The 25673-nt window shown below is 41.1% G+C and carries 24 protein-coding genes; 15 read left to right on the top strand and 9 right to left on the bottom strand.

Annotated features, from left to right (window positions below; genetic code table 11):
- Window positions 1–133 precede the first annotated feature (133 nt).
- From FTU71_RS06380 to FTU71_RS06365, 4 genes are all read right to left on the bottom strand, one after another.
- The gene (locus FTU71_RS06380) at window positions 134–592 is read right to left on the bottom strand and encodes a hypothetical protein (protein WP_228274460.1); all 459 of its coding nucleotides are present in this window, start codon (window positions 590–592) and stop codon (window positions 134–136) included.
- Window positions 582–959 carry a hypothetical protein gene (locus FTU71_RS06375; protein WP_096902818.1) on the bottom strand — a complete coding sequence of 126 codons (378 nt, stop codon included), beginning with the start codon at window positions 957–959 and terminating at the stop codon, window positions 582–584. The genes FTU71_RS06380 and FTU71_RS06375 overlap by 11 nt, the downstream gene beginning before the upstream one ends.
- Window positions 960–1100: 141 nt before the next feature.
- Window positions 1101–1988: a DMT family transporter gene (locus tag FTU71_RS06370; protein WP_131261930.1), complete on the bottom strand. Its 888-nt coding sequence runs from the start codon at window positions 1986–1988 to the stop codon at window positions 1101–1103.
- A 187-nt stretch (window positions 1989–2175) separates the two neighbouring features.
- Complete coding sequence (locus FTU71_RS06365) at window positions 2176–2325, bottom strand: hypothetical protein (RefSeq protein WP_004973540.1); 150 nt, start codon at window positions 2323–2325, stop codon at window positions 2176–2178.
- A 207-nt stretch (window positions 2326–2532) separates the two neighbouring features.
- On the opposite strand from FTU71_RS06365, the gene FTU71_RS06360 reads away from it, so the two are divergent.
- A complete protein-coding gene (locus FTU71_RS06360) occupies window positions 2533–3957 on the top strand; it encodes a PLP-dependent aminotransferase family protein (RefSeq protein WP_096901620.1) in 1425 nt (474 codons plus the stop codon).
- A gap of 76 nt (window positions 3958–4033) precedes the next feature.
- Here FTU71_RS06360 and FTU71_RS06355 read toward each other — a convergent pair whose 3' ends face one another.
- From FTU71_RS06355 to FTU71_RS06345, 3 genes are all read right to left on the bottom strand, one after another.
- Complete coding sequence (locus tag FTU71_RS06355; RefSeq protein ID WP_257222460.1) at window positions 4034–5383, bottom strand: DcaP family trimeric outer membrane transporter; 1350 nt, start codon at window positions 5381–5383, stop codon at window positions 4034–4036.
- A 108-nt stretch (window positions 5384–5491) separates the two neighbouring features.
- On the bottom strand, window positions 5492–6865 hold the full coding sequence (locus tag FTU71_RS06350) for an MFS transporter (protein ID WP_163145796.1): 1374 nt from the start codon (window positions 6863–6865) through the stop codon (window positions 5492–5494).
- Window positions 6866–7153: 288 nt separating this feature from the next.
- Window positions 7154–8068, bottom strand: coding sequence for a LysR family transcriptional regulator (locus FTU71_RS06345; RefSeq protein WP_179988978.1), 915 nt, complete (start codon window positions 8066–8068; stop codon window positions 7154–7156).
- Window positions 8069–8184: 116 nt separating this feature from the next.
- Here FTU71_RS06345 and FTU71_RS06340 point away from each other — a divergent pair, with 116 nt between their 5' ends.
- The 12 genes from FTU71_RS06340 to pcaD all read left to right on the top strand — a co-directional run bounded on the left by FTU71_RS06340 (window position 8185) and on the right by pcaD (window position 19416).
- Window positions 8185–9294 carry a muconate/chloromuconate family cycloisomerase gene (locus tag FTU71_RS06340; protein ID WP_104851981.1) on the top strand — a complete coding sequence of 370 codons (1110 nt, stop codon included), beginning with the start codon at window positions 8185–8187 and terminating at the stop codon, window positions 9292–9294.
- Window positions 9295–9307: 13 nt separating this feature from the next.
- Window positions 9308–9598 carry a muconolactone Delta-isomerase gene (catC, locus tag FTU71_RS06335; protein ID WP_096901615.1) on the top strand — a complete coding sequence of 97 codons (291 nt, stop codon included), beginning with the start codon at window positions 9308–9310 and terminating at the stop codon, window positions 9596–9598.
- Between the two features lie 146 nt (window positions 9599–9744).
- The gene (catA, locus tag FTU71_RS06330; RefSeq protein WP_131261935.1) at window positions 9745–10665 is read left to right on the top strand and encodes a catechol 1,2-dioxygenase; all 921 of its coding nucleotides are present in this window, start codon (window positions 9745–9747) and stop codon (window positions 10663–10665) included.
- 74 nt (window positions 10666–10739) lie between these two features.
- A complete protein-coding gene (gene benA, locus FTU71_RS06325; RefSeq protein ID WP_180005949.1) occupies window positions 10740–12128 on the top strand; it encodes a benzoate 1,2-dioxygenase large subunit in 1389 nt (462 codons plus the stop codon).
- Complete coding sequence (benB, locus tag FTU71_RS06320; RefSeq protein ID WP_154320736.1) at window positions 12125–12616, top strand: benzoate 1,2-dioxygenase small subunit; 492 nt, start codon at window positions 12125–12127, stop codon at window positions 12614–12616. The genes benA and benB overlap by 4 nt, the downstream gene beginning before the upstream one ends.
- Before the next feature lie 95 nt (window positions 12617–12711).
- Window positions 12712–13728 carry a benzoate 1,2-dioxygenase electron transfer component BenC gene (gene benC / locus FTU71_RS06315; protein ID WP_180037751.1) on the top strand — a complete coding sequence of 339 codons (1017 nt, stop codon included), beginning with the start codon at window positions 12712–12714 and terminating at the stop codon, window positions 13726–13728.
- A 38-nt stretch (window positions 13729–13766) separates the two neighbouring features.
- Window positions 13767–14552, top strand: coding sequence for a benzoate diol dehydrogenase BenD (gene benD, locus FTU71_RS06310; protein ID WP_160241299.1), 786 nt, complete (start codon window positions 13767–13769; stop codon window positions 14550–14552).
- A gap of 59 nt (window positions 14553–14611) precedes the next feature.
- Window positions 14612–15832 carry a benzoate/H(+) symporter BenE gene (gene benE, locus FTU71_RS06305; protein ID WP_004973520.1) on the top strand — a complete coding sequence of 407 codons (1221 nt, stop codon included), beginning with the start codon at window positions 14612–14614 and terminating at the stop codon, window positions 15830–15832.
- Window positions 15833–15859: 27 nt separating this feature from the next.
- On the top strand, window positions 15860–16546 hold the full coding sequence (locus FTU71_RS06300) for a 3-oxoacid CoA-transferase subunit A (protein WP_104851986.1): 687 nt from the start codon (window positions 15860–15862) through the stop codon (window positions 16544–16546).
- Window positions 16547–16568: 22 nt separating this feature from the next.
- On the top strand, window positions 16569–17222 hold the full coding sequence (locus tag FTU71_RS06295; protein WP_104851987.1) for a 3-oxoacid CoA-transferase subunit B: 654 nt from the start codon (window positions 16569–16571) through the stop codon (window positions 17220–17222).
- Between the two features lie 138 nt (window positions 17223–17360).
- Window positions 17361–18566, top strand: a complete 1206-nt coding sequence (pcaF, locus tag FTU71_RS06290; protein ID WP_070155120.1) for a 3-oxoadipyl-CoA thiolase — start codon at window positions 17361–17363, stop codon at window positions 18564–18566.
- A 70-nt stretch (window positions 18567–18636) separates the two neighbouring features.
- On the top strand, window positions 18637–19416 hold the full coding sequence (gene pcaD, locus FTU71_RS06285) for a 3-oxoadipate enol-lactonase (protein ID WP_096901607.1): 780 nt from the start codon (window positions 18637–18639) through the stop codon (window positions 19414–19416).
- Window positions 19417–19514: 98 nt separating this feature from the next.
- Here pcaD and FTU71_RS06280 read toward each other — a convergent pair whose 3' ends face one another.
- Window positions 19515–20684 carry a thiolase family protein gene (locus FTU71_RS06280; protein ID WP_096901606.1) on the bottom strand — a complete coding sequence of 390 codons (1170 nt, stop codon included), beginning with the start codon at window positions 20682–20684 and terminating at the stop codon, window positions 19515–19517.
- Window positions 20685–21122: 438 nt separating this feature from the next.
- On the opposite strand from FTU71_RS06280, the gene FTU71_RS06275 reads away from it, so the two are divergent.
- Entirely contained in the window at window positions 21123–21731 is a 609-nt protein-coding gene (locus FTU71_RS06275; protein ID WP_004973506.1) for a TetR/AcrR family transcriptional regulator, read from the top strand.
- A gap of 180 nt (window positions 21732–21911) precedes the next feature.
- Here FTU71_RS06275 and cysK read toward each other — a convergent pair whose 3' ends face one another.
- Complete coding sequence (cysK, locus tag FTU71_RS06270; protein ID WP_180111716.1) at window positions 21912–22910, bottom strand: cysteine synthase A; 999 nt, start codon at window positions 22908–22910, stop codon at window positions 21912–21914.
- A 242-nt stretch (window positions 22911–23152) separates the two neighbouring features.
- Between cysK and plsB the strand changes: the two genes are divergently transcribed.
- Window positions 23153–25657: a glycerol-3-phosphate 1-O-acyltransferase PlsB gene (gene plsB / locus FTU71_RS06265; protein WP_180111714.1), complete on the top strand. Its 2505-nt coding sequence runs from the start codon at window positions 23153–23155 to the stop codon at window positions 25655–25657.
- Window positions 25658–25673 lie beyond the last annotated feature (16 nt).

Raw genomic sequence — 25673 nt, 5'->3', positions numbered from 1 at the left:
GTTTTGCATGAAAATTGATAAAAAATGAAGTATGACTTCACAATCTGCTTAAAAGGAATCCCCAGTTTTTGGGGCTTTATACACCTGCATCTTCAATCTTTAAATTTGCTATTCACTTATAAGGCAGATCACACTATTTAGATATAGCTCCTGCACAAAAAACTTGTTCAGTCATACCTGAAGCCGTGAAACTGTTGTGCTGCTGTTCTAAATAACGCCTTGCCACCATTAACATCACAGGTGCAGGATACAAGTTTGGATTGTACTCGGAAATTTCAGCAATATTTTTATAGGCGTGATAGCGTGCACAAAATGCCTGTTTTTGTTGTTCTGCCGTTGCTTGGCTAGCTGGGTCATCCAGTATTTTTTTGCTGTCATTCACAATTTGCGTGTATTGATTTAACAAATATTGATATTGCGTTTGGGTCAATCCATCGACTGCGTGTTGGATTGTAATAGGCGTCGATGATGCTTCAAGTGCCAACTGCTGCGCTTGAATACCTTGTGCCATTACGCTCAGACTTTGCAGTCCAAGCATAATGCTCACCGATATTTTTGCCATGTTCGACATGCGCATAAGCTTAAGACTCATCGCCTTCTTTCCAGACATCTTCATAGTCATCAGCATCAATCATAAAGCGGTAGCCTTGTTCTAAAGCCAGATATGGAAGCACGTCAGGCAAAATATCTTGCAACTCGCGCACAGGCATGGTTTCAAAGTTCACTTCATCTTCACCCAATTCACCGCCATAAATGTACCACGCGACTTTTTCTTCACCTTCTGGCGCTTTACGCAAGCCCACAATTGGGTCTTTATTTAAGGTCTGGACTGCAACTGCGACAACATCATCGCCACTCACTGCAATATAGGCTGAACCAAATTCTTCACAGAGCAGTTTTTGTTCTTCTATCAATTCTGCCAAGGCTGAGTTTTTTTGCTTTTGCTGTGGTTTAGACATGACAATTCTCTAAGATAAGCTGTGAGTATTCTAACGAGATTGTACGGATAGAGAATCTTTATTTTTATATTTCTGAGATGCTCAAATGAAGTGCAACGGATATGACATGAATTTGAAATTACTTAGCTTTGAAATATGATGCTACGCCCAAATAACCAACATTGCCGCAAGCACGACCAATCCCAATCCCCAATGATCGGTACGAGCAAGTTTTTCTTTAAAGAAATACGCTGAAATAAGTAAGCTGAATAATATTTCAATTTGTCCGAGTGTTTTCACAATCGCCACAGTTTGCATACTCATGGCATTAAACCAGCCCAATGATGCTAAAAAACTGCAGACGCTCACTTTAAAAGTTAATCCAACCCGCTGCCACATGGCATATAAGGTATGTCGTTTAAATATGCCTAAAAAAGCCAATAAGATAAAACATTGTAAGCCAATAACCCACACCAAAACCCATGCAGCACGATGAATAAACGGTAAGAAATCGAGTTCTAGACTGGCTTCACGCACCAATAAAGAAGTCACCGCGAAGCTGAGTCCACTACCGATTCCAATGGCTAAAGTCGTGAATGAAAAATCACTGCGTTGATTGCCTTTACTGAGTAGAAATACCGCAATACCGCCTATCGCAACGCCGAACCAAGCCAATGCACTTAAATGTTCTTGTAAGAAAATCACGCCTACAATTGCGGCTAAAACTGCTTCACTTTTGGCAAGCCCGACACCTACTGCGTAATTTTTTTGTTGAAACAGTTTTACCATTAAAGCCGTGGCTAAAATCTGACACACTGCTGCAATAATGATATACAGCCAAAACACCGAACTAAAATGTAGTTTGGCTTGAACAGGCTGCTGCCATTGTAAAATGCTTAAATACGCCAATGCAAAAGGCAAGGCAAAAATAAAACGTGCCAAAGTCACGCCATAAACATCTACACTTGTGCTGAGTTGTTTTTGAAAGGCATTGCGCCATGCCTGCATAAATGCAGCCATTAAGGTAAAGAGCACCCAACTCGAAATCATTGCAACCACAAATGCTTTACTGATAAAGTTATAATTTACGCCTATTCCGTTATTTTTGCGATCTTTATTGCTTTTGAGTTATGCGCTTACGATCTCTTTTATAAACAAAAAAAACATTCATTAAAATTCAAATGAATGTTTTTCATATCTTGAAGCGATTATAGGTGTGCTGTTATTCAAAAACTGTTTAGAACTTATCTAAATTCACCACAACAGCCACGCCGATACAAAATAAAGCTACATACACGGTAAACCAAATAATCATGTGCTTAAATGCTTTGTCTGAAATACTGCTATCGGCATATTTCTGTGGTTTGCGTGAGTTATCTTCTTGCATATCGACTCCAATCTAGCCAGATTATGGGGATATACAGATTATGTAAAATTCTAAAGCATTGCTGTAGATACAAAATATTTATTAAAAACTATAACAGTTGATTTTTGATACATGCCAATCTGTTATAAAAAAAGAAATTATTTAATGTTTTAAACCTAAAAATAGATCAAAATAAGTAACAGCTGCAAAAAATGCTTGAGTCATACCATGTATAAATCTGAACAATTGGCGTTGAACATTCGGCAACTCATTGAAAATGGTGCATGGAAAGCACATAGCAAGTTACCTTCGTTAAGAGAACAATCACAAATCAGTGGTTATAGCTTAATGACCGTGCTAAACGCTTATCAAGAACTTGAAGCTCAGGGATTGGTTTACGCTAAACAAAAGTCGGGGTTTTATGTCGCAGAACGTCTCAATCAAACTGAACGACCTGTACCAAGCAGTTTGAGTTTAAATGCACATATTCAAATGAACTCTTTGGTCTTTGGCTATTTAAAATCAATTCAGTCTGCAGATGTCAGTCCTTTAGGCTCTGCCTTTCCCAATGCAGAATTACTGTTTAACCCAAAGTTAATGCAAATTTTAGCGCAGCACGCCAAGCGAAAAAGCAGTTATTTTAGCCACGACCACATGCCACCGGGCAATTATGAATTAAGAACCATAATTGCAAATCGCTACTGTTTACAAGGCATACCCACCCATGCAAATGACATTGTCATTACATCTGGCGCATTAGATGCGCTCAATTTGTCATTACAAGCTTTGACCAAACCTGGAGATTTTATTCTATTACAAGAAACTATTTTTTATGGTGCATGGCAAGCGGCTGAACGTCTTGGTTTACAGGTGATTACCATTCCAGAACACCCTGTTTCAGGTTTCGATTTAGACTCATTTGAACAAGCCTTAAAACAATACCCAATTAAAGTCTGCTGGTTGATGTTGAATATTCATAACCCTATTGGCTTTAGTGTCAGAGATGAAATTAAGCAACGTATTGCGAGTTTGCTTGAAGAATATCAAGTGTATTTAATTGAAGATGATGTCTATCAAGAATTGTATTACGGTACGCAAAAACCACTGCCCATGAAGTATTTTGACCGACAACAACGCGTACTGCATTGCGCTTCTTTTTCTAAAACTTTGGGTTCTGCTGTGCGGGTCGGTTGGGTTTATGCAGGTCAATTTTCCAATGCTATTCAGCATTTGCAACTCATGAGCACGGTTTCTGCAAGTCCCTTACTGCAAAATACTTTGGTGGATTTTCTTTCGCATCATCATTATGAAAAACATTTGCGTCAATTACGCAAACAATTGGAAAAACATAAAAAAGTGTTTTATCAGCAATTGAAACAGCGCTTAAACCCAGCTTGTAAAATTCACTACTATTCTAGTGGTTACTTTTTATGGATTGAACTGCCTGCATATATAGATGGCTATACGATTTATCAGCAATTGATTCAAAATAAGATTGGCATTGCGCCAAGTCAGTTGTTCCGTTCTGAACAGGTCAGCCAGAACTTTATTCGTTTAAACTGTTCTTTTGCTTGGAACAGTGATATTGCGACTGCACTGGATGTTTTGTCTGCGGTAATACAGCAACACATCACCCAATATACTCATGCCTAAAATTACAGAGCCGATCACCCGACAATAAAAAAGAGCTGAGTTTTGGCTCAGCTCTTTTGTGATTGACAGGGCTATTTTAGAAGTTATAAATTGCGACTGCATTGATTCGGTTATCTTCACCTGTTTTACTACCATTAACAGCTTCTAAAGCAGTACGTTCACCATAGACATACTCTAGACCAAAGCTTAATGGTTTACGCGGGCTATAGAAAATATTTGCCCAGCCTTGCCATAATTCTTTGTTAGCACGAGTCGCATCAGATTGCGTTGAATCTTTTGGAAAAGAGTTTTTCAAAATATTAGTATAACTTTGATTTTCATCAAAACTCATATAACCATAGCCAAGTGTGCCGTGTATTTTATCGCTGAATTTTTGAGTTATACCCACCATAATTGAATCAAATTCACTTTGAATAAGATCACCATTTGCTTGAGCAACTACGCCTCTGTTTGTAAATGACACAAAGCTGCTATCACCTTTAACATGGTAATAATCTGCTTTAAGGGTTGTGCCAGGGACAACTTCATATTTTACACCTAAGCCCACACCCCATGCCATTTCATCTTCAGAATTAACACGTTTTTCATGGCCCATAGCACGAACACTAACATTTAAATTATCTGCAAATTGATGATTTAAACGTGCTGTTAATGCAGGTAAACGCTGGCTAATTGTGGCATCTTTAGGGTCTTCAGCAGCCACCACCAAATTAGTTTGTGGACTAAATTTTGTAGTATGACGTACCTGAGGTGTACGTTTTACTGCACCACCTACAAATGCCAAAGCATCAATGGTTTCTGGCATATAGTCTGGAATGGCAAAGTTTGACCAAGTTTGACCAATTAACCAGTTGCCATAATTTAAGTAAGCATGACGAATACGTAAATTATCAAAATTTGAACCGCCCAAGAAATCGACTTCAATTTTACCTTTTACGTCTCGATCGCCCACTGGGCTTTTAAAATCCAAACCTAAACGTGTAGCAGAAAGCGTTGATCTTAAACGATCACTACTTTCATTATTGCCTTCTAACGCCACTGCATTAATGTGGTTATATGGCAAATCTCTGCTACTGCCCTCAACCTGATAAGACGCATCTAAACGCACATTACCATATAAGTTGAACTCAGCACCTTTGGCTGTTTTCAGAATTGGACTCGGGCTTGCTGAACTGCGTTGTACATTGGCAATTGCACTTGCTGTTTGCGCATTTTGTACTTTTTGCTGTTCTATCAGACCACGTAAAGCTTGAACTTCCTGTCTTAGTTGCTCAATTTCCGTTTGCTGTTGGGTCTGCGCCTGAGCTGCAACACTCATACCACCCATACTCAATGCAATCATGCTCATCATGAGCGTGCGCTGCATTGTTGGTCGAACCGTTGTAGATTGAAAATTAAAAGATTGGGTTAATGTTTTCGCGTTCATCCTAAACTCGCTTGTTATTGTGCCATCAAATTCTAGCAACAGATCACCATCGCTTACGATGGCGATCTATATCATTGATGACTGTAGATTAATGGAAAGGTAAAGAAATTATTGGGTTGCTTTTTGTGCGACTGGATTGCTTTCTACAGCAGGCTCCGCAGCGGCTTTAGCTTCTACAGACGTTTTTAAATTCACCATGAAGATTGCTAAGGCAGCAATTACACCTGGAATCGCAATAGCAAAGAAGTTCATTTGGTGCGGTAAATTCATGGTCAATAATGCGCCAGTTAAGACAGGTCCAACGATCGCGCCGATACGACCAATACCTGATGCCCAGCCCATACCTGTAGAACGTACAGTAGATGGGTAATATTGTGCGACGAAAGTATAAAGTAAGATTTGTGAACCAATGGTTGCTGCCCCAGCAACTGCAATTAAGGTGTACAACACAATTTGTGGACTGTTAAAGCCAAGCAGAATTAATGCTGCTGCACCACAGATAAACATAATGGTGAGTACTTTTTTGATATGGAAGCGATCAGCCAATGCACCACCACCAATTGCGCCAATCATGCCACCAATATTCAGTGCGAATAGGAAGATCATACTTGCACCCAATGAATAACCCGCTTGGATCATTAATTTTGGTAACCAGCTGCCCAAAGCATAAACCATTAACAAGCACATGAAGAATGCGATCCAGAACATGAACGTACTGAACATACGGCCTTGCTGGAACAATGCTTTTACAGGTGCTTCATCGCCTTTAGTCACTTCATTCAGTACAAACTCAGTGTCACCATTTAATTGTTGGCTTGGTGAAATTTTTTGCACAATACTACGGGTTTGCTCAATTTCTTTCTTGTTGGTCAAATACATGAGTGACTCAGGCAAGAATTTCCAAATTAATGGTAAAGCCACCAATGGAATAATTGCGATGTAAAACATGATTTTCCAACCAAACTCTGGCACTAACCATGCACCCAACAATGCTGAAGTCATACCGCCAATGGCATAACCACTAAACATCAGCGCAACCAAAGTACTACGAATACGCTTTGGCGCATATTCAGTCATTAATGCCACTACGTTTGGCATTACACCGCCAATACCTAAGCCTGCAAGGAAACGTAAAATACCAAATTCAACAGGGTTAGTCGCAAATGCGCCAAAGAAGGTAAAGCCACTAAAAATAGCCACACAGATCATAATGGTTTTTTTACGACCCAACTTGTCCGATAACGTACCGAAGGTCATGGCACCAAACATCATGCCAAACAATGCCGTACTGGCCAGTAAACCTGCTTGTACCGCACTGAGCGCCCACTCTTGCATAAGTAATGGTAATGCAACCCCATAAATGACCAAATCGTAACCGTCAAAAATAATGATCATCAAACACCAAAACAATACGCCCCAATGGAATGGCGTGAACTTGGCCTCGTCAATCAAGGTATTAATATTAATTTTATTGCTTTGCATCTTGCTTCACCTCCTAATTGTGAAGTCCGTTACTCCAACTCAGATGCACACAATGAATAATAAGTTAAAATTTGTCCAAAACTGAATAGGCATGGATACATACCTAAAAAGTCTATAATTTGTAAGATATTGATTTTAAAATAGATAAAAATAACAAGGCGAAAAAAATACTGTAATGTGATGCTTAAAAAAGTTTTTTCAGGCAATTCACATAACAGTATTTTGTTAAAAATATCTGTGCTTTTATATAAAAAATATAGTTATAAATATTTGTTTTATATGGCTTTACTAGAATACATTGCGATCATAAGTAAATGCTTCCAAATCATAAACTTGATAAATGCAGTCAAACAAAGATCGAATGTCTTCACTTTCATCCATATTACGAATTGCCATAAACACAGGACTTACAGCCGAGTCATCTAATAAAGGTATAAAGTGCAAATGTGCCAAATGAATACTTTGTGCGCTTTCTGGCACGATACACAAGCCCTCACCTGCAGCAACAAAACCCAACGCCAATTGTAATTCACGCACTTCACGAATTTTGCGAGGTTCTAAACCATACTCAGAAAACACGCCACGAATTTGGGTAGAGAAGTTTGGCTTGTTGTGATTTGGATATAAAAATACTTGTTGATCAACAACATCCGCCAAATATACACCTTCTTTTTGTGCCGCAAATGGGTGGCTCGAATGTACTGCAACCATCAAGCGTTCTTCACGTAATAAGATACGTTTAACTGCAGGATCAGAAATTCTTAAGCGTCCAAATCCAACATCTATGCGCCCTTCTTTAAGTGCCTGAATTTGGTCATTGGTGGTCATTTCCACCATTTCTATTTTTAAATGCGGATGCTGCTGCTTAAACAAATACACAATTCTTGACAATAATCCGAACAATAAAGAACCAACGAAGCCAATAGTCACAGTACGACCAGCAATACCGACACGTTTTGTCATCGACTTGATTTCTTCCGCATTAGACAAAAGTTTAACGGCATGTTGGTAAAAGAATTGGCCTGCTTCGGTGGTCTTAAGCGGTCTACTTCCACGCTCAAATAGTTGAATTCCAAGCTCTTGTTCTAAATTTTGGATCTGTCTGCTCAAAGGTGGTTGAGCAATAAAGAGTTTTTCTGCTGCCTTGGTGAAACTTTGCTCTTCTACAACAGCAACAAAATAACGTAAATGTCTGAGTTCCATAGCTCAAAATACCTTTTAAGTATAAAAAAATGCATATTTGATCTTCGACCAATGCAATTTATTCTTTTAAGGTATATCACATAACTGTAATAAAGCAATGATATGAAGGGCAAACCATGTATAAGTCAGTAGAAACTTTGCTGGTGGAAATACCAACCATCCGTCCACATAAGATGGCGGTTGCAACCATGCAAACCCAAACCCTGGTATTAGTCAAAATCACCACTGAAGATGGTTTTGTTGGCTGGGGCGAAGCGACCACAATTGGTGGCTTGGGCTATGGTGAAGAAAGCCCAGAAAGTGTGAAAACCAATATTGAAACATATTTCGCACCATTGCTAAAAACTTTAGCTGGCTTGAACGTTGCGCAAACTTTACAGGTCATTAAAAAGAATATCAATGGCAACCGTTTCGCGAAATGTGCCATTCAAACTGCTTTATTAGATATTCAAGCGCAGCGCTTAAACCAACCTTTAAGTGAAATTTTAGGTGGTCGCCTACGCAACTCGGTTCCTGTGTTATGGGTACTTGCATCTGGCGATACAGAAAAAGACATCGCTGAAGCACAAAAAATGATTGCGGCTAAACGCCACAACACATTCAAGCTCAAAATCGGTTCACGCCCAGTAGAGCAAGATGTAGAACACGTATTGGCAATCAAACAAGCATTGGGTAAAGACGTTTCTATTCGTGTAGACGTAAACCGTGCTTGGTCAGAACTTGAAGCAATTAAAGGCATCCAGCTTTTACAAGATGGTGGTGTCGATTTAATTGAACAACCATGTGCAATTGACAACATTGATGCCATGGAGCGTTTAACACGTAAATTTGATATTGCCATCATGGCAGATGAATCATTGATGGGCCCACAAAGCGCTTATCAATTGGCAAAACGTAATGCTGCATCTGTATTTGCAGTTAAAGTTGCCCAATCTGCGGGTCTAATCGAAGGTTGTGAAGTTGCAACAATTGCACAGTTGGCAGGCATCGACCTATATGGCGGCACCATGCTTGAAGGCCCTGTCGGCACGATTGCATCTGCGCATGTGTTCTCGACCTTCCAGAATTTAGCTTATGGCACAGAATTATTTGGTCCGTTATTGCTGACCGAAGAAATTTTAAAAACTCCACTTCAGTACCAAGACTTTGAATTACACCTTCCAACAGGTGCAGGTTTAGGTATTGAGTTGGATGAAGACAAAATTGACAACTTGCGTCGTCAGTAATTAGGAGAAACCCATGCTTTTCCACGTACGTATGGATGTAAACATTCCATTGGATATGCCAGCAGAAACTGCTAACGAAATTAAAGCCGTTGAAAAAGCATATTCGCAGGAATTACAGCGTCAAGGTAAATGGCGTCATATTTGGCGTATCACTGGCCAGTATTCAAACATCAGTATTTTTGATGTTGAGAGCAATGAAGAACTTCACAACATTCTGCAAGGTCTTCCGCTCTACCCTTACATGAATATTGAAGTAATGGCATTGAACCGTCACCCTTCATCAATTCGTGAAGATGACACCTGATTCAACTCGGAAACTGGAGTAAGCACCTTACTCCAGCACCAAAGTAAACATTTAGCAAACCAAGTAAACAAGGAAAGTGGCAGCCAATTATCTCGTTTTAGTCCAGAGATATTCGCCACCGAAGCACACCTCCAAGGAGAATGAAAATGGATCGTCAAACCATTGAAAATGTAGTTAAAGCTTGTAACGTGGACACTTCAGAAGGTCCAGTAAATGCACGTGTACAACAGGTACTTGTTCGTTTAGTTACAGATTTATTCCAAGCGATTGAAGACTTAGATTTAAGCCAATCTGAAGTTTGGAAAGGTATTGAAACTATCATTGATATTGCAAAAGCTGATGAGTTTGCATTGATGGGTTCTGCTGTAGGTCTTGAACACTTCCTAGACTTACGTGCTGACGAAGCTGACGCGAAAGCAGGCTTGACTGGTGGTACGCCACGTACAATTGAAGGTCCATTGTATGTTGCTGGTGCGCCTGAATCTACTGGTTTTGCTCGTATGGACGATGGTTCTGAAGAAGGCAAAATCCCAACTTTAATCATTGACGGTACAGTAACTGACACTGACGGCAACATCATTCCTGGTGCTAAAGTTGAAGTATGGCATGCAAACAGCCACGGTAACTATTCATTCTTTGATAAGTCACAAAGCCACTTCAACCTACGTCGCTCAATCTTAGCTGATGAAAAAGGTCAATATGTTGCTCAAACAACTATGCCTGTAGGTTATGGCTTAAACCCTGAAGGTCCACTTCAAGGTGTATTGAACCAAATCTCTCGTCACGGTCAACGTCCAGCACACGTGCACTACTTCATCTCTGCACCTGGCTACCGTAAGCTTACGACTCAGTTCAACATCGAAGGTGATAAATACCTTTGGGACGACTTCGCATTCGGTACTCGTGAAGGTCTAGTTGCTGAAGCTGTAGACGTAACTGACGAAGCTGAAATCGCACGTCGTGGTTTGAAAGGTCCTTTCAAATACATCCAATTCAACGTTGTTCTTCAGAAAGATAAAGAAGGCGCTCCTTCTACTGAAGTTGAACGTCGCCGCGCAAGCGCATAATTTGAATGGAATCGGGATGCAATCATTAGATTCATCCCGATGACTTCCCCTCCTTGGAAAGTCGGAGAAAGGACATGCCTCGTATTCCTGTAATTAACACCAGCCACTTAGACCGCATTGATGAGCTATTGGTTGATGATTTTGAATCTGGTGAATTTAAACTACACCGTTCAGTATTCACAGACCAAGCCCTGTTTGACCTAGAAATGAAATACATTTTTGAAGGCAACTGGGTTTATTTGGCACACGAAAGCCAAATTCCAAACAACAATGACTACTACACCACTTACATTGGCCGTCAGCCAATCATCATTGCACGTAACCGCAATGGTGAATTAAATGCCATGATCAATGCGTGTTCACACCGTGGTGCACAGTTATGTCGTTACAAGCGTGGTAACAAAGCAACTTATACTTGCCCATTCCACGGTTGGACTTTCAACAACTCTGGTAAGTTGTTAAAAGTGAAAGACCCTGCCGATGCGGGTTATTCAGATTGCTTCAACAAAGACGGTTCACACGACTTGAAAAAAGTTGCCCGTTTTGAAAGCTATAAAGGTTTCTTGTTTGGTAGCTTAAACCCAGATGTTCCTTCTTTAGAAGAATACCTAGGTGAAGCAACTAAAATCATTGACATGATTGTAGGTCAATCACAACAAGGTCTTGAAGTTTTACGTGGTTCTTCAACTTACACCTATGAAGGTAACTGGAAGTTAACTGCTGAAAACGGTGCCGATGGTTACCACGTGTCAGCAGTACACTGGAACTACGCTGCAACAACTCAGCAACGTAAAGAAAAAGAAGCTGGTGACAACATTCGTGCTATGAGCGCAGGTTCATGGGGCAAACAAGGCGGTGGTTCTTACGGCTTTGAAAATGGTCACATGCTACTTTGGACACAATGGGCAAACCCAGAAGACCGTCCTAACTTTGCCAAGAAAGATGAATACACCGAGCAATACGGTGAAGCGATGGCGAAATGGATGATCGAACGTTCACGTAACTTGTGTATCTATCCAAACGTGTACTTCATGGATCAGTTCGGTTCACAAATTCGTGTGTTACGTCCGCTGTCTGTAGATAAGACTGAAGTGACAATTTACTGTATCGCACCTGTAGGTGAAGAGCCAGAAGCACGCGCACGCCGTATCCGTCAATACGAAGATTTCTTTAACGCATCAGGTATGGCAACCCCAGACGATCTTGAAGAATTCCGTGCATGTCAAGCAGGTTACGCAGGTATCGCACTTGAGTGGAACGATATGTGCCGTGGCTCTAAGCATTGGATCCAAGGTCCAGACGATGCAGCCAACGAAATTGGTTTAAAACCAAAACTGTCTGGTATTAAAACTGAAGACGAAGGTTTATACCTTGCTCAGCACCAACACTGGTTAGAACTCATCAAACAAGGCATCGCAACTGAAAAAGAAATTGCGGCATCTACTGAAGGAGAAAACGCATGAGCGACATCACTTTAGAAAAAGTTGCGCAGTTCCTTTATCAAGAAGCTCGCTTTTTAGATGATGAGCAATGGGATGAGTGGTTACAGTGCTACGCTCCTACTGCTTCTTTCTGGATGCCAGCTTGGGATGACGATGACCAATTAACCACAGATCCACAGTCTGAAATATCTTTGATTTACTACCCAGACCGTCAAGGTTTAGAAGACCGTGTGTTCCGTATCAAAACTGAGCGTTCATCTGCAACCATGCCAGATACACGCACAAGCCACAACATCAGCAACATTGAAATTGTTGAACGTGATGGCGATAAAGTCACTGTACGTTTTAACTGGAACACTTTAAGTTTCCGTTACAAAACTAACTACAGCTACTTTGGTATGTCGCGCTATGAAATTGATTTTTCTGGCGACAAACCGCAAATTTTAAGCAAGTACGTGGTGCTGAAAAACGATTACATCAACCAAGTAATCGATATCTACCACCTCTAAGACTGTATTCATTTACAGCAAGGTAAAAACCTTTCAGCCAGATGGAATTTTGGCTGAAAGGTCAAGTTTTAAAGATTTCTATAGGATATTCAGCCATGTCAAACCACAATGTTGCACTTCAATTTGAAGATGGCGTTACACGTTTTATTTCTGTTACAGATGGTGAAACACTGTCAGACGCAGCTTACCGTCAAAAGATCAATATTCCTTTGGACTGCCGTGACGGTGCATGTGGAACGTGCCGTGCGTTTTGTGAATCAGGTTCGTATGACATGCCTGAAGAAACTTATATTGAAGATGCATTGACACCAGAAGAAGCTGAACAAGGCTACATTCTTGCATGCCAATGTAAACCAACTTCTGACGCAGTATTCCAAATTCAAGCAACTTCTGATGTATGTAAAACTGAAATTCATGCATTTGAAGGTACTTTGGCTCGTGTCGAAAACTTATCTGACTCGACCATTACTTTTGACATTCAGTTAGATGAAGGTCAACCAGACATTCACTTCCTTGCAGGTCAATATGTGAATGTGGGTATTCCTGGTACAACAGAAACTCGTTCGTATTCTTTCAGCTCTAAGCCTGGTAACCGCTTAACTGGCTTTGTGGTACGTAACGTACCAAACGGAAAAATGAGCGAATTCTTAAGCCAAAACGCTAAAGCTGGCGACAAAATGACCTTTACTGGTCCATTTGGTAGCTTCTACCTACGTAATGTAGCACGCCCTGTGGTGATGTTAGCGGGTGGTACAGGTATTGCGCCATTTATGTCTATGCTGCAAGTGCTTGAAGAAAAAGGTTCTGAGCACCCTGTACGTTTAGTCTTTGGTGTGACCAATGACTTTGACTTAGTCGCAATTGAAAAATTAAACGAACTACAAGAAAAATTCTCTTGGTTCGAGTATCGCACTGTAGTGGCAAATCCAGAATCTGCACATGAGCGTAAAGGTTACGTGACTGGCCATATCGAAAACGAATGGCTCAACGGTGGTGATGTAGACATCTACCTATGTGGTCCAGTGCCAATGGTAGAAGCGGTACGTGGCTGGTTAGATGCAGAAGGTATTAAACCTGCAAGCTTCCTATTTGAAAAATTCTCTGCCAACTAAGTTTGTTAGACAGTCTAGAAACATAGTCGGAGAATACAATGAATCGCTCAAAAAGATTTGAAAACAAAGTTGTAATCGTGACTGGTGCCGCTCAAGGCATTGGTCGCGGTGTGGCTTTACAAGTGGCGAGTGAAGGCGCACAAGTAGTCATGGCCGACCTTTCTCCTTATGTAGAAGAAGTGTTGGCTGAAATTGAAGAGCTTGGTGGCGATGCTGTTACTGTAAAAGCCAATCTTGAAACTTTTGCAGGCGCAGAATCTGTTGTTGCAAAAGCACTCGATACCTATGGCCGTGTCGATGTACTCATCAACAACGTCGGTGGTGCAATTTGGATGAAACCTTTCCAAGAATTTTCTGAAGAAGAAATTATCAAGGAAGTGAATCGTTCATTGTTCCCAACCCTATGGTGCTGCCGTGCCGTGTTGCCAGAAATGATTAAGAATCAAAAAGGTACGATTGTAAACGTATCTTCTATTGCAACACGCGGTATTAACCGTGTGCCATATTCGGCTTCAAAAGGTGGTGTGAATGGCTTAACCGCTTCCCTAGCCTTTGAACATGCCAAAGATGGTATTCGTGTCAACGCGATTGCCACAGGCGGCACTGAAGCACCGCCACGCAAAGTACCACGTAATGCCAACCCGCTTTCTGAATCAGAACAAGCGTGGATGCAAGAAGTAGTAGATCAAACCATTGATCGTACTTTCTTGGGTCGTTACGGCACTATTCAGGAACAAGTGAATGCGATTTTATTCCTTGCTTCTGATGAATCATCGTACATGACAGGTACGGTTGTACCTGTAGGTGGTGGTGATCAGGGTTAAGCCAAGATCATGACCAACTTTAACAGGATCATTGCTTGATGCAAGGAGGCAAATATTCAATGAGTCACCTGTTCCAAACTTTAAAAAATGACTGGTCAATTTCAGCCACTGTTGCAGGATTCTTAGCAGTGCTGATCTCCTATTCGGGTCCATTGATCATCTTTTTTCAGGCAGCACAGCAAGCCCAAGTTTCCCCAGACATGATGATTTCATGGATTTGGGGAATTTCTATTGGTGCTGCAGTCGCAGGTATCTTTTTGTCCATTAAATACAAAGTGCCTGTGGTCACCGCTTGGTCTGCACCCGGTACCGCATTGCTGGTCACACTGTTTCCCGATATTACCCTGAATGAAGCAGTTGCAGCCTACATCACCTCTGCTGTGGTGATTTTTTTGATTGGAATCACAGGTTATTTTGACAAACTCCTGTCTTGGATTCCGCAAGAAGTCGCAGCAGGCATGATGGCAGGTATTTTGGTTCAATTTGGCTTAGGCTTATTTACTGCAACCGATACCCTGCCATACATTGTATTTGGGATGCTAGCGGTATTTTTATTGGCAAAGCGTTTTAGTCCACGTTATGCCATGATTTGGGTGCTTGCTGCAGGCATTATACTCAGCTTAATGCTCGGTAAAATTAACCCTGTCACCACCAATTTTAGTTTGGCAATTCCACAGTTTATTGCACCTGAATGGACGTGGAATTCAACCTTAAACTTGGCATTACCTTTAATTTTAGTCAGCTTGTCTGGGCAGTTTTTACCGGGTATGGCAATTATTAAAATTAGCGGTTATGACATGCCTGCTAAGCCTATTATTAGTGCGACCAGTATCGCTTCTCTTGCCGTTGCGTGTGTGGGAGGAATTACCATTGTACTTGCCTCTATTACTGCAGCATTATGCTTAGGTAAAGATGCGCACGAACTGAAAGAAAAGCGATATATTGCAGGTGTTGCAAACGGTATTTTCTATATTTTAGGTGGGTTATTTGCGGGTAGCATCGTCATGCTATTTAGCCTATTGCCCAAAGAACTGATTGCAGCTTTGGCTGGACTTGCACTTTTGGGTGCAATTGCCACCAATATTTCAGTTGCAATGAGTAAAGAATCACAGCGTGATGCAGCCCTCATCACCTTTTTAGCAACTGCCTCTGGCATGCAGTTTTTAGGGCTAAGTTCTGTATTTTGGGGCATCTGTATTGGTTTGATCGCACATTGGGTATTAACCAAACGCGACAACTCAGCAGCACCCCTACCTTCAACTCAAAGTTCCAAAAGTTAATGGACAGGCAATTGTCTAGGACACATTATGATTGATAAAAGTCAAACTTCTTTAACAGAAGTCCTTTCGCAAATTAAAGATGGTTCAACCATCATGATTGGTGGTTTTGGTACCGCAGGTCAGCCAGCGGAACTCATTGATGGTTTGATTGAACTTGGCATCAAAGATTTAATTATTGTAAACAACAACGCAGGTAATGGTGACTACGGTTTAGCGAAACTGCTAAAAGCTGGCGCGGTACGTAAAATTATCTGTTCATTCCCACGTCAGTCTGACTCTTGGGTATTTGATGAACTTTACCGCGCAGGCAAAATCGAGCTTGAACTGGTGCCGCAAGGTAACTTGGCATGCCGTATTCAGGCTGCAGGTATGGGTCTAGGTCCAATCTATACCCCTACAGGTTTTGGTACTTTACTTGCAGAAGGCAAACCAACCTTAAATTATGAAGGTAAAGACTACGTACTAGAAAACCCAATCCGCGCAGACTTTGCTTTAATTAAAGCACAGCAAGGCGACCGTTGGGGTAACTTGGTGTACCGTAAATCTGCACGTAACTTTGGCCCAATCATGGCGATGGCTGCCGATGTGACAATTGCACAGGTTTCTGAAGTGGTTGAGTTAGGCGCGTTAGATCCTGAACACATCATCACTCCGGGTATTTTCGTTCAGCACGTTGTTGCCGTTGGCGCAAAACAACCTGAACAATCTGCATAACTGTCACGTGAAGGAGAACATCATGAGCTATACCAAATTAACACGTGATCAAATCGCTGAACGTGTGGCACAAGACATTCCAGACGGTGCTTATGTCAATCTCGGCATTGGCTTACCAACTAAAATTTCAAACTACCTGCCTTCAGACAAAGACGTATTCTTACACTCTGAAAACGGTTTATTGGCTTTCGGTCCACCACCTCCTGCAGGTGAAGAAGACCCTGAGTTAATCAACGCAGGTAAAGAATTCGTGACCATGCTAACAGGCGGCTCATTCTTCCATCATGGTGACTCTTTTGCCATGATGCGTGGCGGTCACTTAGACATCGCAGTATTGGGTGCATTCCAAGTGGCTGAAAATGGCGACTTGGCAAACTGGCACACAGGTGCGCCAGATGCGATTCCTGCTGTTGGTGGCGCAATGGACTTAGCCGTTGGTGCGAAAAAAGTCTTTATCACAACCGATCACGTCACCAAAAAAGGTGAACCAAAAATCGTGGCTGAATTGACTTACCCAGCAACTGGCTTGAAATGTGTAGACCGCATTTACACTGACTTATGTGTGATTGACGTAACTCCTGAAGGCATGAAAGTTCTTGAAAAAGTTGAAGGCTTGAGCTTTGAAGAATTACAGTCATTGACTGGTGCAAAGCTGATTGATGCGACTCAGGCTTAATCGTCTTTAAATATAATTTTTAATCCCCCTAAATCCCCCTTTTTCAAAGGGGGACTTCCATCAAGTAATTTTAGGTGGGAATCTCCTCCCTTTTTTAAAGGGAGGTTGGGAGAGATTAAGATATTTGGAAAATAAAATATGAAAAACGCATATATCGTCGATGCCATCCGTACCCCATTTGGTCGTTATGCAGGTGGTTTAGCTCCAGTCCGTGCTGATGACTTAGGCGCATTACCGATCAAAGCACTTATGCAACGCAATCCATCTGTAAACTGGGAACAAGTTGATGACGTGATTTACGGCTGTGCCAACCAAGCAGGTGAAGACAACCGTAACGTGGGTCGTATGTCTGCACTTTTAGCAGGTTTACCGTACCAAGTGCCAGCAACCACTGTAAACCGTTTATGTGGTTCATCGCTAGACGCAATTGCAATGGCCGCACGTGCAATTAAAGCAGGTGAAGCAAACCTGATTATTGCAGGTGGTGTTGAATCAATGAGCCGCGCTCCATTTGTGATGGGTAAATCAGAATCTGCTTATGGTCGTAGTCAAAAAATTGAAGACACCACAATGGGCTGGCGTTTCATTAACCCGAAACTCAAAGAAATGTACGGCGTAGAAACTATGCCGCAAACTGCTGAAAATGTAGCGGAACAGTTCAATATTAACCGTGCCGATCAAGACTTGTTTGCTCTAACCAGCCAACAACGTACTGCTGCTGCACAAGCACGCGGTTTCTTTGACAAAGAAATTATTGCAGTGGAAATTCCACAACGTAAAGGCGAGCCTGTCGTTGTTGCTGCAGACGAACATCCACGTGCATCAACCACAGCAGAAGCATTGGCAAAATTAAAGCCAGTGGTAAAAGCAGACGGTACTGTGACTGCAGGTAACGCGTCAGGTATTAACGATGGTGCGGCTGCCCTACTGATTGCTTCTGAAGAAGCGGTTGCACAACACGGCTTAAAACCACGTGCCAAAATCATTGCTTCAACTGTTGTTGGTGTTGAACCACGTATTATGGGCTTTGGTCCTGCGCCTGCAATCAAAAAATTGTTGGCACAAACAGGTTTGACCATTGAACAAATGGACGTGATTGAACTGAACGAAGCCTTTGCTGCACAAGCATTAGCATGTACTCGTGACTTAGGCATTGAAGATGGTTCAGAGAAAGTCAATCCAAACGGTGGTGCAATTGCTTTAGGTCACCCACTTGGTGCATCTGGTGCGCGTTTAGTCACTACAGCACTGAACCAACTTGAACAAACTGGCGGTAAATACGGTTTATGTTCAATGTGTATTGGTGTTGGTCAAGGTATTGCTTTGATTATTGAACGTGTTTAATCCTCATTAAAAGTTCCCCTTTCATAAAGGGGGATTTAGGGGGATTTATAAGATTAAGGATTTAAAAAAAATGCCAACTTTTACCTCAAATGATGCGCAAATCAATTACCAAACTTTTGGTGATGCTACAAAACCTGCACTGATTTTTTCAAACTCGCTGGGTACAAACTTCAAAATGTGGCAAGCACAGATTGATTTTTTCCAGCAAGACTTTTTTGTAATTTGCTACGACACACGTGGTCACGGTGCATCATCAGCTCCGCAAGGTCCATATAGCATTGATCAATTGGGTCAAGATGTTGTAAATCTACTCGATCACTTAAATGTTGAAAAAGCGGCATTCTGTGGTATTTCTATGGGCGGTTTAACAGGTCAATGGTTAGCGATTCATCGCCCTGAACGTTTTAATCAGGTGGTGGTGTGTAATACTGCGGCAAAAATTGGTCAAGAACAGGCTTGGAATGACCGTGCCGCATTGGTACGCGAACAAGGTTTACAACCGATTGCTTCGACTGCAGCATCACGCTGGTTTACTGAACCCTTTATCCAAAGCAACGCGACAGTGGTCAACAATCTTCAAAACGACTTGGCAGCTGGCAGCGCCGAAGGTTATGCGAGCTGTTGCGAAGCTTTGGCTAAAGCGGATGTACGTGAACAACTTAAAGACATCACTGTGCCTGTTTTAGTGGTTGCAGGTCAGCAAGACCCTGTGACAACAGTTGTCGATGGTCAATTTATGGTTGAACGTATTGCCAATAGCCAATTGTTTGAAATCAATGCATCGCACATTTCTAACGTAGAATTGCCAAATGAATTTAACCAAGCAGTGAAGCAGTTTATCCAAGCATAAAACTTCATTGTTATTGTTAATAAGTTAAAAGTTAAAAAATAGAGTTCTTTCGAGAACTCTATTTTTTATAGATGAATCTGCAGTTAGACGAGCTGGACTTAAACTAACTCCACCGCAATCGCTGTGGCTTCACCACCGCCAATACATAAAGATGCCACGCCTTTTTTCGCGCCTATACGTTGCAATGCATGAATGAGCGTCACAATAATACGTGAACCTGAAGAACCTAGAGGATGCCCCAAAGCACATGCACCGCCCTGAATATTCACTTTGGCAGGGTCTAAATCAAAAGCATCTATCGCAAGCATGGTTACCATGGCAAAGGCTTCATTAATTTCCCACAAATCTACATCGGCAACCGACCACCCTGCTTTATCTAGCACTTTTTGAATCGCCCCTACAGGAGCAAGAGTAAACTCAGAAGGATGTTGTGAATGTGTCGCGTATGCCACAACTTTTGCAAGCGGTTTTAAGCCACGCTCTGCCGCAACCACATCTGATGTAATCACCAGAGCAGATGCGCCATCTGAAATAGAGCTGGCATTGGCGGCTGTAATCGTGCCATCTTTTTTAAATGCGGGACGCAAACTGCTAATTTTATCGACTTTGGCATTTAACGGTTGTTCATCCTGATCGACAATCACATCACCTTTACGTGAATGAACAGTGACAGGCACGATTTCATTTTTAAAATAACCGTTTTGAATGGCTTCTACCGCGCGGTTTAAAGAGCGAATTGCGTATTCATCCTGCTGCTCACGGGTATAGTTTTTCTTGTCTGCCATGTCTTGCGCCAGCACGCCCATCGACAAGCCTGTTTCAGCATCTTCTAAACCTTCCTGAAACATGTGGTCTGTGACTTTGCCGTGTCCCATACGGAAACCTGCACGTGCTTTATCTAGCAAATACGGCGCATTCGACATAGATTCCATACCGCCAGCGACCACAATCTGCGCTGAACCTGCCTGAATAGCATCGGCTGCCTGCATAACAGCTTTCATGCCAGAGCCACAAATTTTATTGATGGTGGTTGCACCTGTACTATCGGGTAAACCCGCTTGACGCATCGCCTGACGTGCAGGGCCTTGCTTCAAACCTGCAGGCAATACACAACCAAAAATTACTTCATCAATGTCAGTCCCACTTAAACCTGCACGTGCAACTGCGTGTTGAATTGCAACCGCGCCTAAATCGGGTGCTGTACAACTTGCCAGTGAACCTTGAAAGCCGCCCATTGCGGTACGTACAGCATCTACAATTACAATCATTTTTAGTCCCTTATTACCGTCTTTTTAAAGTGATTACCGTAAAAGCCATGCTTTTTAAAATTACAAATAACATCCCTGTGAGTTAGCAAGTAATTCACGTTAAATGTAAATCAAAAGATGAGCATTGCAATCTCGCAAAGTGCTGAATTGCTATGCTTGATTGATCTTAGACTTTTAGGCCTTGCTTATGAAAAATAGAATAAAAGTTTTAGAAATCCAATTTTATTTCACTAAAATGACCTGTTTGGTTCAGTTTTATTGACAACCGATTTGGCTTATGGATTGTGCTATTTTTCACATGATATTTTTTAAATTCATTGGTTCACTGATGAACATACGTTAAAACTTACCTTTTCAAGACCTTGGTGCTATTTTCAAGTTGCTCAAACTGCACTAGACTCCAACATGCTTAATTGGTTGTAATTGGAATATTGATTGATGACGACTCTACGCCAAGAAAATTTCCGACGTCGTAAAGAGAAAATTTTGGCAATGGCTGAGGTTTTATTACTGGAAAATCATAATGATATTACATTAAGTGAGTTGGCTGCAGAGTTAGATATTGCCAAAGGCACAATTTATAAATATTTCAAAAGTAAAAATCAGCTCTATTTAGAGTTAATTATTTTAAATGAACAGCGTTTATTGGATATTTCCAAACAGTATCACCATAACTTTCAAACTTATGTTTCGCAGTACATGCTGTATAACATGCTTAATTCCAACCGTACGATTTTGCTGCACTCAATTGAAGAACGCTTAACCAATAATGAACGTAAACTAAATGAATTGTTTGAACAGTTATACGATATTCGTGAGCAGCGTATTTTAGAAATTAAGGACATCACCCAAGCCTATTTAGAGTCCTTTAACAGCGCGATGTCGATCCGTGATTATCTGTCTTATATTTGGACAGTAACTTATGGTGCGTCGTTATTACTCAATTCTACCCATTATCAAAAAGCTATTGGGTCACGTGAACGCTTAATCAAGCTATATATTAATCAAGCACTGATGACGCCAGATAAAGTATCTGCGATTGTTTGATTTTTACATAGTTAGCTTCGTTGGATTCATTGCTGATCCCGCTAAATATTAGCGTCTAATTAGAAAGAAATTTGCTTTTCAGAACGTATTAACTCACCTCATAAATTTATTCTCTAAATAAAAAATCCCAAAGTTCAAACTTTGGGATTTTTCAAATTCTTTTGACTGTCTAAAGACACATCATTCTGCACTAATATCTTCAAATAATACTGAAGATAAATAACGCTCACCACTGTCAGGTAAAATCACCACAATATTTTTACCTGCATTTTCAGGACGTACCGCCAATTTTGCAGCAGCAGCCATTGCTGCACCACTTGAAATACCGACTAAAATACCTTCTTGGGTTGCTGTTTTACGCGCCCAGTCAATTGCTTCAGCACTTTCAATCGCAATCACTTCATCCACCAAATCTAAATCTAGGTTTTTTGGAATAAAGTTAGCGCCAATCCCCTGAATTTTATGTGGTGCAGGCGTAATGGCTTCACCACGCTTGGCCTGAGCGATAATTGGAGATTCAGCAGGCTCGACTGCAACAGTATGCAATGCCTGACCTTTTACCTTTTTGAAATAACGCGAAATACCAGAAATCGTACCGCCTGTACCTACACCTGCAACAAGAATATCGACCTTGCCGCCTGTTGCTGCCCAAATTTCTGGGCCTGTGGTTTCTTCATGAATTTGCGGATTGGCAGGGTTATTAAACTGCTGCGGCAAATAATAAGTTTCAGGATGTTCGGTTGCCAAACGCTCTGCTTCATCCACCGCGCCTTTCATACCTTTTGCAGGCTCAGTCAGCACCAAATTTGCACCCAACGCTTTCAACACCTTACGGCGCTCAATACTCATGCTTGCAGGCATCGTTAGTGTAATCTCATAACCTTTTGCTGCAGCTACAAATGCCAAAGCGATTCCTGTATTACCACTGGTCGGTTCTACAATATGCATACCTGCTTTTAACACGCCACGTTTTTCAGCATCGGCAATTAAAGCAGCACCAATACGGCATTTCACAGAAAATGCAGGGTTACGGCTTTCCACTTTGGCTAAAACCGTTGCATCGGCAGAAATTAAACGGTTAATGCGTACCAATGGCGTGTTACCAATCGCTTCTGCATTATTGCTATATACGGCAATCCCTAAATTTGCTGGTGTTGAAAAAGCTGCATCTGTGGTCATGATTATTCCCTAAGTTATATCTATATAAACAAAATTTAAATTATCATACCTTTTTATAAAATTTTTGCCGATGTTTCACGAAAATTGTTTTATACAAAAATATGATTAGCTTTCAACAAAATGCGAATTAGAATAAAGAGATGACGACCTCAGTTTAATTGTCGATTTTCTCGGCACTTGGGTTTGAAATTCGCTATTTATTTTTTGACAATAGCAACACATAACAAAATGTAGGGAATGCAATGTCTAATAAACGTTACAGTCAGCTTTATCGTAATTTCACTAAAAAAATCTTAGATAAGATTGTGACGCCACAAGTATTAGGCACGACTGCAGAATTAGAACATCGTGTTGCACAAAGCTCTGAAAAAACACAATTTTGTTATGTGCTGCAAGATGCCTCTCTCAGCAATACCGTATTGATTGATCAGCAGACGCAATCTCGTGGTTTACCTTCTGTGTATGCGCCTTTAAACATTGCCGAGCATCAGGAAGACGATTCCATTTTGGTCTTGCGTGAGAAAAACCCACAGCACAGTGCTTATCACTACTCTGCTAAATTGATTCGACTCATTGAAACCTTAGAGCAACATCCTGAACATGATGTGTTGTTAGTTCCCGTAACTGTACTTTGGGGACGTTCACCCGAATACGAAGACTCTTGGTTTAAAGCATTATTTGCCGATGCATGGTCTACGCCAAACAAGCTTAAACAAACCATTAATATTTCGCTCTATTCACGTGATAACTACATCGAGTTTCATAAAGCAATTTCCTTACGTCAGCTTATTGAACAAGCCACACAACAACAACCACACTTATCGCCTGCGCACTTTATTGAGCAACATCTGGAACACAATTTTAATCAACACAAAGAAGCGATTTTAGGCCCAGACTTATCTGACCGCCGTAATTTGATTCATGCGTTGATGAAAAGTGAAGCAGTACAACAAGCTATTCGTAAAGAAAGTATCGAACAAAAAGTCAGTATGTTTGAAGCAGAAAACCGTGCTAAAAGCTATTTAACTGAAATTGTATCGGACTTTTCTTATTCGACTTTGCGTTTTGCTGAACTGGCACTGACCAAGCTTTGGACACAGCTCTATGATGGCATTGAAGTGCATCACTTTGACACGGTACGCGAACTCGCCAAAGACTATGAAATCGTCTATACCCCTTGTCATCGTAGCCACATCGACTATTTGTTGCTGTCTTATGTGATTTTTAATCGTGGCTTGATGGTGCCGCATATTGCAGCAGGTATTAATTTAAATTTACCAATTGTGGGTCAATTAATGCGTGGTGCAGGTGCGTATTTTATTCGCCGTACTTTCAGCGGCAATGAATTATACACCTCGGTATTTAAAGAATATTTACACAGTTTATTGTCACGCAACACCCCACTCGAATACTTCATTGAAGGTGGACGCTCACGTACAGGTTTATTGTTACCGCCGAAAAAAGGCATGTTGTCGATGACCATTCAAAGCCATTTACGCGGAGCAACCAAACCAATTGCATTTATTCCAACGTATTTTGGTTATGAAAAACTGATTGAAGGCACATCTTATTTAAATGAATTAAACGGCAAACCGAAAGAAGCCGAATCTTTATGGGGTATTTTAAACTCTGCCCGTAAAATTGAAAAAGTCTTTGGTCAGGTCTATGTCAACTTTGGCGAACCTGTATTTTTAGATGATGTTTTAACTGCCAACCAAGCACGCGATGTAAAACTGAACATAAATGATGAACTACCGACCTCTGTGATTCACACGGTAGATCATACTGCGCATGCAATCTTGGAAAATATCAATAAAGCGGTGGTGATTAACCCAATCGCCCTCATCTCTCTGATTTTATTAAATGCCGATCAGCATGCATTGAAACAAGATGAGCTGCTCGCCCGAATTGAACAATATCGACGTTTGCTCAAACAATTGTGCTACGACCCACGTATGATTATTACGGGTTTAAATCCACAAGAAATTATTGAATATGCGCTAAAACTTAAACAAGTTGAGCGTTATAACCAAGATGGTGTAGAACAGATTCGAGTCGCAGAAAGCCAAAAAATCTTATTGAGCTATTTTAGCAATAATATTTTGCACTGCTTTATTTTGCCTGCGTGTGTAGCATTAATTGTGCAGCAGTTTAATGAACAAAATTTAGCATTATCATGCGCAGATTTAATGCAAAAACTGCAGGCGATTTATCCATATTTGAAGCAAGAGTTTTTCTTGGCATGGACGGCGCAAGAACTTTCTCAAGAAATCGAAAAAATTGTGGCGTACTTTATTCAGCAAAATTGGGTTACAGAAGCAAATCTGCAATTACAGCCGAACCCAGCTACACAGCATGAACTCTATGCCTTAGCTGAACTGGCAAAACCAAGTTTAAATAATTTCGTATTGATTCAATGGCTTTTGCAGCGTTATAGCGCACACATCCCTTTAAATCTGAAAGTTTTGGAAAAAATGACCAAAACCGTATTACAACGCGCTGCAGATTCTGCACAATTTAAGTCTGCATATTATTTTGATAGTGCCACCTTAAAAAGTTTTATCAGCAGTTTAGATCAGCAAGCCTTGTTGCAACACAATGCTGCGCAGATAAGCCTAGATGATACTTTTAGTGCCAAAATGTCTGAATACTTTGCTTGGTATAACCCAGAAATTCACGAGTTATTAGCTGCATCGAGTGAATTTAGTGAGAAAGAATTAAAAAGTTTTGAACAGGTGAAAAAATAGGTTTTATTGTAACTCA

Origin of the sequence: Acinetobacter sp. YH12136, from assembly GCF_013418545.1 — a bacterium.
Lineage (GTDB): Bacteria > Pseudomonadota > Gammaproteobacteria > Pseudomonadales > Moraxellaceae > Acinetobacter > Acinetobacter towneri.
Note: the sequence above shows the minus strand (reverse complement) of the source record. Positions and strands in the feature narration are given on the sequence as shown.

Bases quoted from the DNA above. Each gene is read 5' to 3' on its own strand.
- FTU71_RS06355 (WP_257222460.1), bottom strand. From the start codon at position 5,383: ATGAACGCGAAAACATTAACCCAATCTTTTAATTTTCAATCTACAACG.
- benA (WP_180005949.1), top strand. From the start codon at position 10,740: ATGCCTCGTATTCCTGTAATTAACACCAGCCACTTAGACCGCATTGAT.
- FTU71_RS06275 (WP_004973506.1), top strand. From the start codon at position 21,123: ATGACGACTCTACGCCAAGAAAATTTCCGACGTCGTAAAGAGAAAATT.
- FTU71_RS06340 (WP_104851981.1), top strand. From the start codon at position 8,185: ATGTATAAGTCAGTAGAAACTTTGCTGGTGGAAATACCAACCATCCGT.
- FTU71_RS06280 (WP_096901606.1), bottom strand. From the start codon at position 20,684: ATGATTGTAATTGTAGATGCTGTACGTACCGCAATGGGCGGCTTTCAA.
- plsB (WP_180111714.1), top strand. From the start codon at position 23,153: ATGTCTAATAAACGTTACAGTCAGCTTTATCGTAATTTCACTAAAAAA.
- benB (WP_154320736.1), top strand. From the start codon at position 12,125: ATGAGCGACATCACTTTAGAAAAAGTTGCGCAGTTCCTTTATCAAGAA.
- benD (WP_160241299.1), top strand. From the start codon at position 13,767: ATGAATCGCTCAAAAAGATTTGAAAACAAAGTTGTAATCGTGACTGGT.
- FTU71_RS06295 (WP_104851987.1), top strand. From the start codon at position 16,569: ATGAGCTATACCAAATTAACACGTGATCAAATCGCTGAACGTGTGGCA.
- pcaF (WP_070155120.1), top strand. From the start codon at position 17,361: ATGAAAAACGCATATATCGTCGATGCCATCCGTACCCCATTTGGTCGT.
- catC (WP_096901615.1), top strand. From the start codon at position 9,308: ATGCTTTTCCACGTACGTATGGATGTAAACATTCCATTGGATATGCCA.
- benC (WP_180037751.1), top strand. From the start codon at position 12,712: ATGTCAAACCACAATGTTGCACTTCAATTTGAAGATGGCGTTACACGT.
- FTU71_RS06365 (WP_004973540.1), bottom strand. From the start codon at position 2,325: ATGCAAGAAGATAACTCACGCAAACCACAGAAATATGCCGATAGCAGT.
- cysK (WP_180111716.1), bottom strand. From the start codon at position 22,910: ATGACCACAGATGCAGCTTTTTCAACACCAGCAAATTTAGGGATTGCC.
- catA (WP_131261935.1), top strand. From the start codon at position 9,745: ATGGATCGTCAAACCATTGAAAATGTAGTTAAAGCTTGTAACGTGGAC.
- pcaD (WP_096901607.1), top strand. From the start codon at position 18,637: ATGCCAACTTTTACCTCAAATGATGCGCAAATCAATTACCAAACTTTT.
- FTU71_RS06345 (WP_179988978.1), bottom strand. From the start codon at position 8,068: ATGGAACTCAGACATTTACGTTATTTTGTTGCTGTTGTAGAAGAGCAA.
- FTU71_RS06300 (WP_104851986.1), top strand. From the start codon at position 15,860: ATGATTGATAAAAGTCAAACTTCTTTAACAGAAGTCCTTTCGCAAATT.
- FTU71_RS06375 (WP_096902818.1), bottom strand. From the start codon at position 959: ATGTCTAAACCACAGCAAAAGCAAAAAAACTCAGCCTTGGCAGAATTG.
- benE (WP_004973520.1), top strand. From the start codon at position 14,612: ATGAGTCACCTGTTCCAAACTTTAAAAAATGACTGGTCAATTTCAGCC.
- FTU71_RS06380 (WP_228274460.1), bottom strand. From the start codon at position 592: ATGAGTCTTAAGCTTATGCGCATGTCGAACATGGCAAAAATATCGGTG.
- FTU71_RS06360 (WP_096901620.1), top strand. From the start codon at position 2,533: ATGTATAAATCTGAACAATTGGCGTTGAACATTCGGCAACTCATTGAA.
- FTU71_RS06350 (WP_163145796.1), bottom strand. From the start codon at position 6,865: ATGCAAAGCAATAAAATTAATATTAATACCTTGATTGACGAGGCCAAG.
- FTU71_RS06370 (WP_131261930.1), bottom strand. From the start codon at position 1,988: ATGATTTCGAGTTGGGTGCTCTTTACCTTAATGGCTGCATTTATGCAG.